This is a genomic window from Bifidobacterium sp. ESL1130, assembly GCF_058507935.1.
In genome coordinates this window covers 412,242-427,709 of record NZ_CP196379.1, presented here as the reverse complement: position 1 = coordinate 427,709, position 15,468 = coordinate 412,242, and the positions used below count along the sequence as shown (strand labels likewise).

Sequence of the window (15,468 nt, the reverse complement as noted above, 5' to 3'; positions counted from 1 at the left end):
AGGAACGCTACGCTTCTTCCTCAAGCTCAGGCGCTGTGAGTTCACGAATGTTGGCCTTCTCGGGGTCCACCATTTCGACCGACTCAATCACCTTGCTCTGATCGATTTTCTGCATCTTGCGAGCAGTGACGAGCACTCGAGACTCAAGCGAGGAAGCGAACTTGTTGTAGGCGCTCACCGTACGAGTGATGGACTGGCCGAGCTTATTGGCATTGGTGCCGAGCACCGCGAACCGCTCATACAGCTCACGCGACAAATCGAAGAGCATCTTGGCATCGTCGGTCAGACTTTGCTGCTGCCATGCGAACGCCACGGACTTGAGCACAGCCCACAACGTGACCGGCGAGGTAAGCGCTACCTTACGAGCAAACGCATCATCCATAAGCGTGGGGTCCACCTGCAAGGCCGATTCCAGCAACGCGTCGTTGGGGATAAACGCCACCACGAAGTCCGGCGACGTGGGGAACGCGTTCCAATAGGCCTTGTCTCCCAAAGTCTTGACGTGCTCACGCAGCGCCTTGGCATGCGCTTTGAGCAGGTCGTCACGCCGACGCAACTCGTCAGGGTCTGCGGTGTCAGGAATCTCGCAGGCACGCTGATAGTCCGAGTAAGGCACTTTGGCGTCAATAGGAATGCTCTTGTCCCCGGGCAGATGCACCACCATGTCGGGACGCTGGATGCGCCCCTCGGAGTCGGTGACCACCACCTGTGTGTCGAAGTCCACGTGTTCCAGCAGCCCTGCCGATTCCACGATGTTCTTGAGTTGCGCCTCGCCCCAAGCACCACGCACCTTGTTATTGCGCAAAGCCGCGGAGAGGGACGACGTCTCCTTGTCGAGCCGGGTCTGCTGCTCGTTCAGCCCCTTGAGCTGCTCGCCGAGAGCACCCATCTCATGCTTGCGCCCCTCTTCAATCTGCACCACCTTGCGCTGGAGCATGTCGAGGTTCTTCTGCACCGGAGCCAAGGCGGAGAGCACCTTGCTCTGCTCCGCCATCTGCTCTTGCTCTTCCATTTGGCGACGCTCGGCGGCTTCCTTATCGCGCTGGATACGCAGCTGCTCGGCCTTCTGCGCCTGTGCCAGTTGATCCTTGACGAACATAAGCTGCTCGTTGAGTCCGCCGGCCTTGGCGCGATACTCCACCATCTGCGAGGTCAGCTCGCCCACTTTACGACGCAACTCGTCGTTCTGGGCTCGCACTTCATCCCCTCGTTCGTCGCTGCGCGCAGCAGCCATACCACGCGCCCTGCCGAACAGGAAACCGATTATCAGGCCCACCACTGCAGCAACGACGGCAGCCACCACGAGACTCACCACAGAATTATCCATACCTATTAAGTGAAGTGCAACACATGGACTTCTCAGGTGTTTCTGAGATGATAGGTGTAACAGAGGAGGACACGTGCACATCGACTTGTTTAGAGGAGGCCTGACACTGGTTCTTGCAGCACTGGTGACATGGCTTATTATATGGTTTTTCAGCTCTTCCAGAGCATCTGTCTCAGACACCTCCCAGCATTCGCAAAACCTTCGCTCGGCACCTGTCAGGAGCACAGATTCCAGCTCTGAAAAAGTAGACATTTCCGCACTCAACACACCAATAAAACAAACTCGTCGATTATTGGTTATCTCCGCAACGCTAACAGTGTTGACACTGATACTCGCAGCACTGGCACGATTTGCGCCAAACCTTCTCCCATCTTGGATTAGCAACTCTTGGGTACAAGCCATACTCATCACACCGGTTATGTTTTATTGCGGAGCCGCCGTGCATGGCAAAGGATGGCACTCACTCATTAACCGGACACCAAGCATGGAAGTGTTGATTTCTTTAGGCACCATTGCCTCATATGTTTACAGCCTGGCGTTTTGCGTTATGGCCGGCGTGCTGCCCGATAACTCACACCCCTATTTCGAAGTCACCGGTCTGATCATCACCTTGGCACTGCTCATCGAGCTACTGACCATGAACATCACACGCAACAAGCTGCAACACCAAGAACACAGCCAAGCATCTGCGCTGGCACGTACCCCCAGCGACTCCCCTACCGCAGCCGATAATGGTGCAGCCAGTCGGCAAGACACTGCCACAAGTTCTGATACTCGACCCAATGAATCATCAGTGAGTTCCCGACGGCTCACAAGAGCGAACCGTTTCATCCAAATTTTCGTTATCGCCAGCCTGGTGGTTTCGGTGTGGATGTTCGCAATAGCGTTGGTGGCAGGGCCTCAACCCCGCCTGGCCAACGCCATCATCCTCACCGTGAGCATACTTGCCCTTGGAGGTTTTCTGCTCGCCGTCTACTCGATTTGGGAACTCACTCGTCTTGAGCGAGCGGATCGGCCGGCATCACGGTAAGCTCCAGGTGCTCTCCACCGGTCTGATCAACCAACACCGTGTCACCGTCGTGCACCTGACCCGACAGCAGCATACGCGCCATCTGATCGCCTACCTCGCTCTGCACCAAACGACGCAGAGGACGGGCACCATACGCCGGGTCGTAACCCACGTTCGCCAACCATTCGCGTGCCGCATTCGTTACCGATAGCGAGATACGACGGTCGGTAAGACGAGATGCCACCTGCTTGACCTGAATGTCGACGATGCCGCCAAGCTCGTCACGCGTAAGCGGTTGGAACACGACCAACTCGTCGAGTCGGTTGATGAACTCCGGCTTGAAGTGCGCATGCACCGCATCCAGCACTGCGTTGCGTTTCGCCTCATCATCCAAATCTCCCTGCACCAGGAACTGCGAACCCAGGTTCGAGGTCATAATGAGGATGGTGTTCTTGAAGTCGACCGTGCGCCCTTGCCCATCGGTAAGACGCCCATCGTCGAGCACCTGCAAGAGGATGTCGAATACTTCAGGATGCGCTTTCTCAACCTCATCAAACAGCACCACGGAGTAGGGACGACGGCGTACAGCCTCGGTAAGTTGACCACCCTCGTCATAACCCACATAGCCGGGAGCCGCACCGATGAGGCGCGAAACCGAAGATTTCTCCATGTATTCGCTCATGTCAATGCGCACCATGGCTTTCTCATCATCAAAGAGGAAGTCCGCGAGCGCCTTTGCCAGCTCCGTCTTGCCCACACCCGTGGGGCCGAGGAAGAGGAAGGAGCCAGTGGGGCGGTCAGGGTCCGAGATGCCGGCTCGCGATCGGCGTACCGCATCAGACACAGCCTGAATGGCTTCTTTCTGACCGATGACGCGCTGCGAGAGGAAGTCTTCCATATGCAGCAGCTTCTCGTTCTCGCCTTGCATCAGTCGGCCTACCGGGATGCCGGTCCATTCCGAGACAATGCCGGCCACTGAATCAGCATCCACATGGTCAGGCACCATAGGCTCGGTGGCCTGCCCTTGCCCGTTCTCTTCGTCCGCTGCCTGTTGCGCCAGATCGAGTTGCTTTTGCATCGCCGGAATCTCACCGTACAGAATGCGGCTGGCCTCCTCGAGGTTGCCTTCGCGCGTGAATTTGTCGGCCTCGACCCGTTTGGCATCCATTTGGGCACGCAAGTCGCCCACCTTGTTGTGGCCAGCCTTCTCCTCATCCCAGCGAGCCTTGAGACCGCTGAGTTTCTCACGGGTGTCGGCAATATCGGACTGCAACTTCTTCAAACGCGCCTTGCTGGCAGGATCCTCGGCTTTCTTCAGCTGCATTTCCTCCATTTCCAGACGTGTCTCACGACGTTGCAGTTCGTCGATCTCCTCGGGCTGGCTGTCGAGCTCCATGCGCAGGTGCGCGGCGGCCTCGTCCACCAGGTCAATGGCCTTGTCCGGCAGCTGGCGGCCGGAAATGTAACGGTTGGAGAGGGTGGCCGCAGCCACGAGGGCATCGTCGCCGATAGTCACCTTGTGGTGAGCCTCGTAGCGTTGCTTGAGACCGCGCAATATGGCAATGCTGTCTTCCACGCTCGGCTCGCCCACGAACACTTGCTGGAAACGACGCTCCAACGCCGGATCCTTCTCGATGTTCTCACGGTATTCATCCAGCGTGGTGGCACCGATCAAACGCAGCTCACCGCGTGCCAGCATGGGCTTGAGCATGTTGCCTGCATCCATGGAACCTTCAGCGGCACCGGCACCCACTATGGTATGAATCTCGTCGATGAAGGTGATGATCTGCCCGTTGGAGCTTTTAATCTCATTGAGCACGGACTTGAGACGCTCCTCAAATTCACCCCGGTATTTTGAACCGGCCACCATCGAGCCCAGATCAAGACTGACAAGCCTCTTGTTCTGCAGGGTAGTCGGCACATCTCCAGCTACGATGCGCTGCGCCAGCCCTTCCACTACGGCGGTTTTACCTACACCGGGCTCACCGATCAACACCGGGTTGTTCTTGGTGCGGCGTGAGAGAATCTGAATAACTCGGCGAATCTCCTGGTCTCGCCCAATTACCGGGTCGAGTTTGCCGTCTTTGGCCTGGGCGGTCAAATCGGTGGAATACTTTTCAAGGGCTTTGTAGTTGCCTTCGGCGTCTGCGCTGGTGACTTTCGCGCCGCCACGCACTCCTGGTACCGCCTTGCGCAGCGACTTGGGAGTAACGCCGTGCGATTTGAGGATATCGGCCGCCTCGCTGGGAGTAGCTTCGGCAATACCGATGAGCAGGTGTTCGGTGGAGACATACTCGTCCCCCATCGCACTCATTTCCTCTTCCGCCTTGGAAAGCGCCGCCGTCATTTGCCGGCTGGCTTGCGGCTGTGACGTAGACGAGCCGCTGGCACTGGGCAGCTTGACGAGCGCGTTGCGAACGGCGGCACCGATCGCCTGACGATCACCGCCAGCCGCTTCAACCAATCCGGGGACCACACCATTATCTTGACGCAGCAGCGCGTCCAGCAGATGAAGCCCATCAATCTGCGGGTTGCCCGCAGCAGAAGCGCTTTGAATCGCATCACCAATCGCCTCTTGAGCCATAGTCGTAAAGTTCTGTTCCATCAACTCAACCTTTCATTCGGGACCGGCGCGACTATGCACGCCGGTTTCGTACTCATCTGTTTGATTCAACAGCACAGATGCCGCATCTATTCCCAAAGTTGAGCGAAGTAGACTCAAGTTTATATTCGGCTGCGTTCTCAGGCATAGCATTACGCGATGTTATACGGTGACGCTATGCGTCCTTGACCACCACGTTCCGCAGCGAACCGATACCATCCACACTCACCACCGCCTCATCGCGAGCGTTCAGCTGCCCGGCCGGATAAGGGGTGCCCGTCAGAATCACATCGCCCGGCAGCAGCGTAGTGAAGTTTGAGATCTCGGCGATCTGTTCGGGAATCGAATGAATCAGATTCGCCGTGGTACCACAGGCCTGCGGCACGTCTTCGCCATTGAGCGCAAACGAGATACGCGCATCCTTCCAATCCAGGTCGGTCTCAATCCACGGACCAAGCGGGCAGGAAGTATCGAAAGCCTTGGAACGCGTCCACATCGGATCCTCACCTTGCACATCATGCAGGGTCACATCGTTCACGCATGTGTAGCCCAGCACATAATCCATAGCGTGCGCCACCGGAACGTTCTTGGCAATACGTCCCATCACCACCGCCACTTCAGGCTCATAATACACGGCGCTCGAATAGGACGGCATCACAATCGGGTCGTCGGGACCGATCACCGAAGTACTCGGCTTCATAAAGATGACCATGGGATCAGCCTTCCCCGCTTTGACCCCAGCCTCGTCAGGCGCGTAGTTCTTCGCCAAACCATAGACCTTGGAAGGAATGACCGGGGAGAGCAGGCGAATACCATCACCATCCACCGGGTAACGCTCCCCGGTGGGACTCACCTGCTGGGCACCGAGCGGATAGCCGTCGAGCGCCACCAAATAATCCTTACCGTCCGACTCGTCGGTCTGAACGAAGGCATACTGCGGAACATCATGATACGAAAAGCGTGCGATTCTCATGCCACCAGTCTACGCCAAGCTCACCGCAAGCACGCACCCCCAGCTTCAGATGAAAGCACGTTCTCCGAAGATGGCGGTACCCACACGCACCATGGTGGATCCCTCAGCCACAGCGAGTGCCATATCGTTCGTCATACCCATGGAAAGCTCACGGCAGCCGGCGGTGCCTGGCTCGCCGCTTTCGAGAATGCGGTCGCGAACAGTACGCAAATGCGCGAAACCACTACGGATGAGCGTCTCATCGTCACTGTGGGCACCTATGGTCATCAGCCCTTGTAATTCCACGCCTTCAAGTGCGCCAATCTGAGCGGCCACACGTTCCGCCTCCTGCGGATCGCATCCGGATTTGCTGGACTCGCCGGACTCGTTGACTTCCAGCAGCACGCCCACACCTGCACCGCGAGCCACAGCCCGACGCGCGATTTTCTGCGCCTCGTCCAACGATTCCACCGATTCGACAACATCGACCCACGGCAGGACTTTACCTATCTTGTTCGATTGCAGTTGCCCGATGAGATGGAACGGGATATGGTCCATGCCTTCCCCGGCGCCCTCGCCACCATTGGTATCAGCAGCGTCTGCCCTAGCTGCCCCGAGGGTAAATCCGCGTTCGGCACATGCCGCCACCAGTCCCTCGGCCTTTGCCGTCACTTCCTGCGGACGGTTTTCTCCAATCATGCGTACGCCGGCATCGATGGCAGCCATAATCTCACCGACATCGCGTGTCTTGGTGGCCGCCAACAGCTGCACCTCTCCGGAACGGCGATCCGCAGCCGCTTCGGCTTCAGCGATTTGATCGAGCACACGATGCACCCCATCCGCAATCTGGCGAGATCGCGCCTCGTCAATACGCTCATTGGCCAAATCCTTGTGTTCCATATATGCCGTCATCATCTCTCCTCAATCGGTACCACTGCTCTACGCTAGCACGCGCACAACCGGAATTTCTCTGCACAGACATAACCGCTTGCCAGCAGCAGCCAACACAGGAGAGCAACCGTTCACAAGCCGTCAGTTCACAGATCCATCAATTCACAGAACCGCCTTCACACCGACAGCAAGGCACCAAGCTCGTCGGCAGGCAAACGAATGTCGGCATGACGACGTTGCAACGCATCCCAAGAGAACTGTGCGAGCGCCTCGCGAGCCGTCATGGGAACAGGTGCCGGCACAAGACCGAGCAGCCATGCACTGTAACCGACCACTTGCTCCGGGCGCACACCAGCATCTCGCAGTATGCCAAGATCAAGCGAGTTCTTGCGCTTTGCCAAACGCTCACCCTCAGCGCTATCAATCAATGGAAGGTGCGCATACGCAGGATGAATACACGATGGCATGGAACCGGCATCAATATCAGCATCCATGAATCCAGCGGCAAGCAATGCCTCACGAATCCATATCTGCAATGCCGAAGAGCGTAATAAGTCGCGCCCTCGCACCACTTCGTTCACACCCATCAGCACATCATCCACCACTACAGCCAGCTGATAGGCATACAGTCCATCAGAGCGGAGCACCACCGTATCGCCAACTTCTTGTCCCAAGTCAAAACGCTGCGCACCAAATACACGGTCATCAAAGCGCACCAGACCCTTTGGATCGCCGGCTGCCGGTACTGCAATACGCCAGGCATGCCGCTGGTTTTGAGCAATCCGCTCATGCACCTGACTAGGCATGCTCACCGTTGCACGACGGCACGTGCCCGGATAGATCAGGAATCGGTCCCCCTCCTGCGGTGCCGAAGCGGCACGAATATCCGCTCTCGAACAGAAACAGGGATATATCAGCGGCACCCGCTCACCTGCGGCAAGCAACGGTGCCCCTTCAAAAAGCGACCGCAGCGCCGATTCGTAAAGATCACCACGCTCGGACTGGTACACAGGAGCCCCATCCCAGTCCAGCCCCAGCCACGCCAAATCATCCATGATCCAACGGTCGGCATCCGCCACAGCACGCGGTTTATCAACATCCTCTATGCGCAGCAGTATGCGACCGGGTTCGCCGGTACTCACATCACGCTGGGAACGCGCGGAAAGCCAGGCTGCCAGCATCGCCACCACATTGCCCAGGTGCATGCGCCCCGATGGCGTGGGCGCAAACCTACCCACCACAGCGGCATGGCCGTCAACATCACGCTGCGTGCCGTCCGCGTCCTTGCCACAGCGTTGAGGGGCAGCCCCGGCTCCCACTACCCTATCCACAGCTCAGAGTCCGTGGGCCACTCGTTGGGAGTGCAGCCCCTTAAGCTCATCGATTGCTCTTGCATGAGCGGAGCCGGCTGCCCATCGGCAGGACACGATGGCTCGTTATCGAGATGCCCCAAGCGGTGCCCCACTTCGTGATTGATGACCATGGTGCGGTAGCGGTCCATGGTGCCACCGGCTTCAAGCCAATGTTTGGTGCCGTGCATCCAGCGCGTTTCATTGACGATGACATTGTTGCCTACGCGGCAGCTGTATTCTGCCGAGCAGTTGGGTGAGAACGTGGTCACCAAGTCACTCTGCACCAGGTTGAGCGTCATGTCGCAATTGCCGGAATCCGTGCTGTATGTAAACACGGCACCGGCTCTAGGCCACCCTCGAGGATCGTTCAGCGTACGGAACGCCGTGTTCTCGAACTGCTCTACACTACCGACATTACCCTTGCTCGACACACAGTATGAGAACGTGTGCACCGGTTTGCCGCTCGCCTGAGCCGTTTCCTGAGCTTTCGCCACGATGGCTGCGCGTTCCTGCTCATTCAACGCCGGGTATTCGGTGATATGTTCGCGCAGCCGAAGCTCATCGGCGGCTTTCTCCTCCTCTGATTTGGCGTGCTTATCACCGTGCGCTCCCGCGGCATCCGGCGCAGCTCCGTCCTCGTTCTTGTCACCGCCATCTGGGGCGATGGTAGTGCCGGAGGTCTTCGGCGCATGCGGTTCATGCGCTGTTCCACCTACTCCAAGCTGAGCCGCCATGGCATCGATGCTCACCTGCCCTTGACCGGTCGCAGCCCACAATGCAACCGCAGCAACGGCCAATACCACCAATACCGCTATGCCGATCAGCCATCGGCGCAGTCGCTTGCGTGGTTTGGAGGTTTTCTGTTGAGCATTGTCTGCAGATGCATCCGCGTCTGCCCCCACGCCGTCCGAAGCGGTCGTATCACCCTGTTTCGAGCCCGATTCGGGGACGTCACTGTTCTTATCCGCCGCCCCTGCGCCGGAAGCAGACCCAGATAACGCACCGACTTTCAACGTCGCCTCAGCCGCACGGCGCACATTTTCCGCCGTCGCAGCTGGAGCCTGAGTTTCAGGTTTGGTTGCTTTCACCTCGGCAGAGGGCTTACCATCCTCAGGGTCTTTCTCAGCCTTCTCAGCTTTCTCAGCCTTTCCGGGCTTCTCAGCTTTCTCAGCCTTTCCGGCCTTCTCAGCTTTCTCAGCTTTTCCGGGCTTCTCAGACTTTCCCGCTTTCTCAGCTGTTCCCGCGCCGTTACCCTTTTCAGCACTGTCAGAATGTTCTGGCGCACCAGCTTGTCCAACCCGGCCGTTGTTCTTGGAAGCAACACTGTTCCCGGCCTTGCCAAGACTGTCAGCTTTCCCGGCAGATACGCTCTTATCCGCAGTACCGCCATCCGCGGCGACAGACTTCCTGCCCTTCGCCATCGCATTCTCCGGCGTTGCCAATGCATCGCCGTTCTGCTTGTTCTTGCGCGATCGTCTCTGCCTTTTCGACACTATGTTCCTCCCAGCGTACGTCACGCATGCAGCCCAAATTGATGTTGCTCATCATCGTATGGCAGGTTTATGACTTCACCACCAGCCCCACGCAATTCTCAGCTCACAGGGTCAATGTGTTACATCACAAGGCGCGACACACCGGTATTGCGTTTTTCGCAGATGCAGCGTATAGTATCCTCTTGGTTTCGCAAGATAACCAGCGCCCCTATAGCTCAGCTGGTTAGAGCAGCTGACTCTTAATCAGCGTGTCCGCGGTTCGAATCCGCGTGGGGGCACCAATAAGTGGCGTATCTGCAGGTTAGTGCAGATACGCCACTTTTGTCGTTTGCCGAGACTCATCCGTGCAGGCTAGGCGACTGTATCGTCAACCCAGCCTCCACATCATCTCACTGCGTTCAGTTGCCTGTGCCGAAACGCTTGCCGCGATGCGCCACAGCAAGAGCGCAACCAGCGACAGCCAACGCAACTGCCAGAAGAGCTACCAGCACGACGTCTGCACCAGTGTCGCTCAGACTGCTCCCGGAGCGAACCGCCTTGCCGGGATCCTGGTCTGCTCGCTTGGCGGCCGTTATCGGGCTGGCAGGCACATGTCCGAGAGTCGGAGACCCAGGTACCACGTGAGCGGGTACCGGATCCTTGCCATCTTGGAAGACGCCCATCTTCAACAGTCCGTCTTCCACAAGACCGGCCTGAGGCACAAGCGTGAACTTCTGCGGTGCAGTCACCATATGCCCGAACGGAGCCTTCACCTCGCTGACCGTCCAGTCGCCCCAAGTCAGACCGGTGACCTTGAACACTCCAGGCCTCGGGTCTTGGTCAAGTCCAGCACAAACTTGCGTTGTGCAGTCTCCGACCTCGACCGTGCTGCCGTCAGGTGCGCCCAGTACCCATATGGAACCTGCCAGCAAGGTTGTGCCATCTTTGTCGAAGCGCGACCATTCCAAGGTTCCGGGCTTGTCGGTGTTCTCGAAATCAACGGAGACCTTGTCGCCGGATTGAATGTCGAACGTACCGTCAGCGCTGGGATCAACAGGCTTGCCGCCTCGCATCACCGTTACGGCAACATGCTGGTCGTAGCCGATGTTCAAGGTCTGTACCAGCCCCTTGAGCAGGTCGTCGGTGCTGTATGCGCCAGGCGCAAGCGGCTCGGACTTGTCGAGCGTTACCGGTTTGCCGTCACGTGTTACCTGCGATCCGTCCGCAGCTGCGGAACCACCGAACCGGTAGTCACGATTGCGATGCACCGTTATCCCCGCGGGCTTGGCGGGCGGCTGCGGATTAGGATCAGGGTCGGGATTCACGTTGGGTGTGTAGGTGAAGGTGACCGCCAAGCTCTGCCCATTGGCCACAGCGACTCCTGCCTCGGTCGGCGTAATCGGATTGCCGTCCAGCAGGTAGACCGCCTGCTTGGTGTAACCCTCCACATCTGCACCGGAGACCACGTACCTTCCCGCAACCAGCGCACTCTCCTGCTGCCCATTGGCGAATCGGTACTGACTGCCGTCAGGATACGTAACATTGCGCGCGATGTCATCGGCCTTGGCCGAGCCACCAGGATTGACCACGGTGGTAACCGTGAGCGAAGCCGGTTCATCAACGTTGGCAATGTCCACCTGCACATCGTGTCCAGCAGCCACTTCGAATGTCCCATCGGCACCAGGAATGATCGACTCGCCTGTCGTACTGTCGGTGACGGTGATGCCGTCTAGACGATAACCCGCGTTGAGCAGCTGGCTCACTGAGTACGTTCCAGAGGAGACGACCGTCGAGTGCGGCGAGTTGATCGGCACGTTCACCGTAGAACCACCTGTTGCAACAGTGACCTTGGAGCCGGCTCCCGCATCGGTGCCACCATAGCGGTAGTGACCAGAGACGTTGACCGAAAGACGGGTCTGCTGCACGTAGGTGATGGTGGCAGTCACGTCCTGTCCGGATTCGATTGCCAATCCCGCTTCGTCAACCGTGAGTACGGTACCGTCCGCGAGCGCATATTGGTAGGTCGGGTCAGCGTACCCTGCAGGTGCCGGAGCTCCGGTGACCTGGTAGGTTCCGGCAGGCACTTCCTGCCTCTCACCGTTGGCGAAGGCGTGATTGTACCCATTGGGACCGGTGACTGTGCGTGCCAGAGTGTTCGGGTCCGCATCCCCGCCCTGCACCACCGTGATCACCTTGAGGTGACCCGTTTCCACAGCGGGAGGCTCCGGGGTAGGAACGTCAGGCTTGGTGTACGTGACGAAGGCTTCCAGATGTTGGCCTACGCCAACCGCCACACCACGGGCGCCGATTGCCGAAGCCGGCACATCCACCCCGTCGAGTCGGTAGCTCACACTCTTCGTGTATCCTGGCACTTCCTGCCCGTCGGCCATATAGGTTCCGGCGTTCAGATCGCTCCGGGTTTCACCGTTCGTGTATGCAGTCGTGCTGCCGTCGGGGTTCGTTACGGTTCGTTCCAGAGCAGCGGCATTGAGATCACCGTCCTGAGGCACGAGGGTTGTGACCGTGACTTGCGCCGGCTGGTCGTTGTAGGTGAGCGTCGCGATGACATGCGCACCGGCTGCCATGGCGGCTTGTGCCTGATCCGCTGTCAACACATTGCCCGCTCCATCCGTGTAGGTGGTAACCGGGGTTGAGTATCCGGCCTTGGTAGAACCAGTAACCTTGTAGGATACTCCTTCGTTCACATTCGAGGTCTGCCCGTCACCGTACTGCACACTCGTACCATCACTGTCGGTCACAGTACGTGTAAAGTCGTCTGCCGTAGCGGTGCCACCATGGGTGTTGTTGACCACCGTTCTTACCGTCAACTGCGGAGCAATGGCTTCGTAAGGCACGGTGCACGTCACGTTTTCACCGTCACGCACATTGACCTTGTTGGCATTCGCCCCAGTCATGTCAAGCACCCAGCCTTGCGAGCGCTGATCCGAGGTGCATATGACGGGATCGGTGGCGCTGAGCTGGTACCCACTCGCCATGGTGCCGGGCGCCACGCTGGTGTATCCCGCAGGCACCGATTGCGCTTCGTTCAGTTGCGTGTATGTTATGGGATTGCCGTCGGGGTCTGTCGCCGAGGGAAGGAATTCCGTCTTGGCTGCGGTACCCTTCACATTCACGTCGAACTTAAGGCTGCCGACTTCACGAGTGTCCGTGAACACAAGCGCAGGCGCGTCGAGAGCGGTGTCTTTGATCTCGAACGTCGCCGGTTCAGTGTCGGCGTTGTACCCTTCAGGTGCGCTCTTCTCGGCGAGCTTGTACGCACCCCAAGCCAAGTTGGTGAGCTGGAACTGCCCTGCCGCCGGGTTCTTGTCGGCTCCGGCGCAGTCGTTCGCCGACGCAGCCACACAGTCGTTGATCTGCTGCGTGGTTCGCTGCGGATCGGTGAGGATCCATGTGGACCCTGCCAGCAATCGGCCGTCCGCACTGTCCTGCTTTGTCCATGCGACCGACCCGGGGTTGCCGGTGTAGGTCAGGGTGCAGTTGTATTCATGTCTGTCCTCCATGGCGAGTTCGCCTTGCAGCGGGGTCATGGCTCCACCGTCCACACTGCACGCGATGACAGGCTGTGAATAACCATCCTTGGCGCCACCGGCGATGGCATAGCTGCCCTCGCCCATCAGCTCCATGATGCCGTTGTTCATCTCGTTGACCGTGCCGTCATTGGATGTGGCCGTACGGCTCACCGAAGTCGGATCGGGAAGGGCCGCACTGTAGTCGTTCTGGAACACGGTGCTCAACGTGAGCCGGGCATGCGTTGATTCGTCGGTGGGTGCCTTGGAGATGATGCACTGAACATTGGCGTCATCACCGGGCATAGTGATCGCACCGGTCGCCGAGTCTACAGGTACCGCAGGGGAATTCGGGCGGCTGATGTCGCGGCATTGCATGGCCGTGCTGTAGTCGCCGTCCTGGCTTGCGGATCCCGGTGTCAAGCTTGCACCGATGGTGTAGTCCGCCCCGGCTTGTGCCGGGCTGTCGGATATCAGCGCCGTCGCCGGAGTGGTCTGAGCTCCTCCTGCCTCTCCTTCGGTTCTCGCCGTAGCCAGGCTGTTGCCTTGCCCGTCCTTCAGCGACAGTTCAAACTGGTCGCTCGGTTTGCCGCGTCCACCAGTGGAGGCGAAATCATTGCTCGGCAGGTTGACCATCACGCTGATGACCGGAATGCGGACTGCCGCCTGATAGTCTTCGACTTCACCGGCTGGGGTGAAACCAGTCGGCTCCGGCGCGCTGTTGGAGCTCGGTACGATCCTCACTCGTTCGAATGTGGGTTGCCCGCCATCGTCCCCTGCTACGGACCGTTTGACATCAGCTGGAACCGTCCACTGCAATGTCACATTGCCGCTGGCCGGGCATGCCACGGTATTGCTGGCATCGTCCGCGCCGTCGAACGTACCATTGCGGTTCCAGTCAATCCAACCACGCACGTTGCCTGTTCCGGCGCACTTGACTTGTTGGCTGAACGTATGGTTCGCCATGTTCGGCGCGACTTCGACCACCTCATGGCCGTCGGTATCTTCGCTGACGGCAACGCCGTCCTCGTCTCCGGGTGCAGGCTGGGCGGCACCGGTCTTGTCGTCACCGTCGGCCCATTGGCTGGCGCTGTTCGCAGTTTCGGAATCCTCACGTTCACCCAGACGCGGCGTCGCCTGCGTCATGTTGGCCAGCAATCCGGACTCGTTGGCCACGTTGGTGCCGGGCTCTGTTCCTTCCTCGCGTGCTTTGGAGAGATTGTACCAGCCTTCATCCTTCTCATCCGCACTGGGGGTGATGTCCGTGCCGAGTTGTCCACCCTGCCAGCCGGGACCGAACTGCGAACTCGCGGTGCCGTAGCTTTGCGGGGCATCACCGAAGTCCAAGGCCGGCATCACGCCCAAGGCGACGGCCGTACGCCCTCCGCCTTTGACACTCACCTCGGCACTCTGCGAATTCTCCAGGAACATCGCCGAAGCCGGTCCTTTGTTGCCGTACCCGTCATTGGCGCACTGTCCGCCGTTGGAGCGGAACGTCATCGCGCCCGTATTCTGATCAAGCTGCGCCAAGGAGCTGGTATCGCAACCGTCGGTGCGGTAGCTGTCAAGCAGACGCCACGTGGGAACGTTGCCGGGCGTGGTACCGTCCGGCAACGGGCTTACGCCTATGCTTTCCGTCTGGTACCACAGCCAGTTGTTGGACTCGGCATCGGCAAACACCAGTCCTTCCAGAGGCTGTTCCTGAGCACCCTGCGGCACGGTCTCGCCGTCAAGCGTCGGCGCTCCGACGGAGGGAATAACGTATTCTTTGCAACTGTAATCAAAAACGGCAGTGCCGGCGTCGTCCCTGTTGGCCACACCCACAATGTTGTTGGCGCCGATGTCGTACATGGTTCTGAACGCGTCACCGTAGAATTCCCCGGTCCGGTAGGTTTCCAGCGGGCTGCCAGGCTTGGCGGTCACCGAGCATTGCGTGGCGATCCACTGGTCATTGCCGGCGTCGTGCGGCGTTGACCACACGGTTTTCGTGGTGTTCGTTTCAATGGTCTGATCCGGCTCCGTCGCCCATTGCAGCCAGTCGATGCTTTCCTTGTATCGTCCTTCTCCGGCGCCGGCCACGATTCTTGCCCCGTCGGTGCCACGCACCGGCTCAGCCGCCGCCACGCCTACCGCTCCGGTCAGGCTCATCGCCACCGTTCCAGCCACAGCACTGAACCATGTCAGCACTCGCTTCATCAGCGGCTTCGTCGTTGAACTCCCTGACGTTCCATGCTTCCTGGACATATCTGCCTCCTCTGCTCCTGTACGGCGTTCATACCAACGCAGTAGGCACGGACGCGCACGGTGACACTTCCAGTATGCGCCCGAAGCAGCAA

Annotated in this window: 8 protein-coding genes and 1 tRNA gene; 2 read left to right on the top strand and 7 right to left on the bottom strand. The window is 58.9% G+C overall.

The features are described from left to right. Positions 1-7: 7 nt before the first annotated feature. Positions 8-1,327, bottom strand: a complete 1,320-nt coding sequence (locus tag ACSYSO_RS01605) for a DNA recombination protein RmuC (protein WP_489760578.1) — start codon at positions 1,325-1,327, stop codon at positions 8-10. Between the two features lie 484 nt (positions 1,328-1,811). On the opposite strand from ACSYSO_RS01605, the gene ACSYSO_RS01600 reads away from it, so the two are divergent. Beyond that, positions 1,812-2,357, top strand: a complete 546-nt coding sequence (locus ACSYSO_RS01600; protein ID WP_489799093.1) for a hypothetical protein — start codon at positions 1,812-1,814, stop codon at positions 2,355-2,357. Here ACSYSO_RS01600 and clpB read toward each other — a convergent pair. The 5 genes from clpB to ACSYSO_RS01575 all read right to left on the bottom strand — a co-directional run bounded on the left by clpB (position 2,317) and on the right by ACSYSO_RS01575 (position 9,626). After that, entirely contained in the window at positions 2,317-4,941 is a 2,625-nt protein-coding gene (gene clpB, locus ACSYSO_RS01595; RefSeq protein ID WP_489760582.1) for an ATP-dependent chaperone ClpB, read from the bottom strand. The two genes, ACSYSO_RS01600 and clpB, sit on opposite strands and share 41 nt — an antisense overlap. Positions 4,942-5,113: 172 nt before the next feature. After that, on the bottom strand, positions 5,114-5,911 hold the full coding sequence (locus ACSYSO_RS01590) for a fumarylacetoacetate hydrolase family protein (protein ID WP_489760583.1): 798 nt from the start codon (positions 5,909-5,911) through the stop codon (positions 5,114-5,116). A 45-nt stretch (positions 5,912-5,956) separates the two neighbouring features. Continuing rightward, a complete protein-coding gene (locus tag ACSYSO_RS01585) occupies positions 5,957-6,802 on the bottom strand; it encodes a YggS family pyridoxal phosphate-dependent enzyme (protein ID WP_489760587.1) in 846 nt (281 codons plus the stop codon). 155 nt (positions 6,803-6,957) lie between these two features. Beyond that, positions 6,958-8,022: a glutamyl-Q tRNA(Asp) synthetase gene (locus ACSYSO_RS01580; RefSeq protein ID WP_489760588.1), complete on the bottom strand. Its 1,065-nt coding sequence runs from the start codon at positions 8,020-8,022 to the stop codon at positions 6,958-6,960. 77 nt (positions 8,023-8,099) lie between these two features. Further along, complete coding sequence (locus ACSYSO_RS01575) at positions 8,100-9,626, bottom strand: DUF3152 domain-containing protein (protein ID WP_491701884.1); 1,527 nt, start codon at positions 9,624-9,626, stop codon at positions 8,100-8,102. Between the two features lie 204 nt (positions 9,627-9,830). Between ACSYSO_RS01575 and ACSYSO_RS01570 the strand changes: the two genes are divergently transcribed. Continuing rightward, a tRNA-Lys gene (locus tag ACSYSO_RS01570) sits at positions 9,831-9,907 on the top strand. Positions 9,908-10,024: 117 nt separating this feature from the next. On the opposite strand, the gene ACSYSO_RS01565 is transcribed toward ACSYSO_RS01570, so the two are convergent. Further along, positions 10,025-15,376, bottom strand: coding sequence for a CshA/CshB family fibrillar adhesin-related protein (locus ACSYSO_RS01565; RefSeq protein WP_491701883.1), 5,352 nt, complete (start codon positions 15,374-15,376; stop codon positions 10,025-10,027). Positions 15,377-15,468: the final 92 nt, after the last annotated feature.